This is a genomic window from Flavobacterium sp., from assembly GCF_043756175.1.
GTDB lineage: Bacteria > Bacteroidota > Bacteroidia > Flavobacteriales > Flavobacteriaceae > Flavobacterium.
Map to the genome: position 1 here is coordinate 1 of NZ_JAYURN010000023.1, position 2,276 is coordinate 2,276.

2 protein-coding genes are annotated in these 2,276 nt (G+C 31.8%); both read left to right on the forward strand.

The genetic code is table 11. The features are described from left to right. Positions 1 to 789: type I glyceraldehyde-3-phosphate dehydrogenase (locus ACH2BP_RS01235; protein ID WP_395056220.1), on the forward strand; the 789-nt coding region annotated here is incomplete at its 5' end. A gap of 15 nt (positions 790 to 804) precedes the next feature. Then, positions 805 to 2,276 (forward strand): histidine kinase dimerization/phospho-acceptor domain-containing protein (locus tag ACH2BP_RS01240; protein WP_395056222.1); only part of this gene is annotated, 1,472 nt, incomplete at its 3' end.

Genomic DNA, 2,276 nt, shown 5'->3' on the forward strand with positions numbered 1-2,276 from the left:
TTTTTTCATGAAAAAAGCATTTCAAAACTGGACTGGAAAAGCATAAATATAGATTATGTAGTTGAATCAACTGGAAAATTCAAGACTTTTGAAGAGCTCGATGCCCATATTTTGGCTGGTGCCAAAAAAGTAATTCTATCCGCTCCTTCTGAGGTTGACACTATAAAAACGGTAGTTTTAGGTGTGAATGAAAATATTCTTGATGGTACTGAAACTATCGTATCTAATGCGAGTTGCACAACGAACAATGCCGCACCAATGATGAAAGTTATTGATGAACTTTGTGGTATTGAACAGGCATACATCACAACAATTCATTCTTATACCACGGACCAAAGTTTACATGACCAGCCCCATAAAGACTTGCGAAGGGCTCGTGGTGCCAGCCAATCAATAGTTCCAACTACAACAGGTGCAGCTAAAGCACTGACAAAAATTTTCCCTAAATTGCAAGGGAAAATTGGCGGCTGCGGAATTCGAGTACCCGTTCCAGATGGTTCCTTGACCGACATTACTTTTAATGTAAAAAGAGCCGTTACAATAAATGATATTAATGCAGCCTTCAAGATTGCCGCTCAAACTAATTTAAAAGGCGTTCTGGATTACACCGAAGATCCAATCGTTTCTGTAGATGTAATTGGTAATAAAAATTCATGTATATTTGATGCTCTACTGACCTCTGTTATAGACAAAATGGTTAAAGTAGTAGGGTGGTATGACAATGAAATAGGGTATTCATCCCGAATAATTGATTTAATACTTTTGATGGAGCGAAAAAATAACACATAAAAAAATCAGTTATAAATGAAGTACTTCTTTATTTTTATCTTTTTATGCCACTCTAATCTATTTTCTCAAAGCAATGAGAAAATAGATAGTATCAAGTATTACAGCAATTTGGCTAATTCAAATATTAAAGCGGATAATTACAAAAAAGCTTTATTCTACACACAAAAAGCCATAAATCACTCGAAAGTAATACGCAATATCCAAGCTCAAGCCGATCAAACATTCAGATTAGGCAAAATGTATTTTGATTTAAAAAAATACAATGATGCAATTAAAACTTTTCATAACAGCATCGAATTTTATAAAAAACTAGACCCCAGTACTAATTACGCATATAGCAACTATTACATAGGCTTAAGTTTTATTGAAAAAAGAAATTTTAACGATGCCGAAATATATTTTAACACGACAAAATCAATATCGGATCGATTAAAAAGCGCTGATACTACAGCAATAAATAATTTACTCGATCTGCAAAAAGGAATAATAAGCAAATATAAAGGAAATGACGAATTAGCTTCGGCAATTTTCAAGACAATAATAGCCAAACCGGACAACCCAGAGATACTCAATTCGAGAACCGAAGCGCTTTACCAGATTGGTACTATTGAAGCGACAAAAGAAAGGTACAATTTAGCGCTAAACTATCTCAATAAAGCAATGGAACTGAATATTAAAACTAAAAATTCAGACCAAAAATCTAATATTTTAATCGCCTTAAGTTCTATTTACGATAAAATGTTAGATAAAAATAATGCCTACTTTTATCTAAAACAGCATCTTAACCTGAAAGAGAATATTTCCCTTTTGAATGACAAAAGACTTGGAATTGATGATTATGATGAATTTAAAGAGTCCGAGCGATTAAAAGAAATCAGGCAAATTGTCAATAAAAACAAACAACAGGAAAAGACCAATAAATTCTCAAAACTAATCAGTATTCTGGCAATTGCATTAATTTCGATTTTATCCTTACTGAGTTTATCTTTATATAAAAATAATATCATCAGGACACAATCCAATCAGATGCTAAAAGAAAAAAATAAAGAATTAGAAATTGCCCGAGATAAAGCGGAAAAAGCCTCTAATGCAAGATCTGAATTTCTGTCCACTGTAAGCCATGAACTTCGTACACCACTTAATGCCATAAACGGAATCACTCATTTATTATTGGAAGAAAAACCAAAGAAATCACAAATGCATTATTTGTCATCCTTGAAATTTTCTGGAGATTATCTAACCAAGTTTATAAATGAAATTCTCGAAATAAATAAAATCGACTCTCATAAATTCGAAATAGAATACATCAATTTTAATCTTAAACAATTATTAGAAAATATACAGAACTCTTTAAAAGAACTAGCCTTAGTAAATAACAACCAATTTATTCTGAAAATAGATTCGGAAATTCCTGATTATTTGATTGGCGATCCTACAAAATTGTCTCAAATCATGATGAATTTGATAAACAATGCTTTAAAATTTAC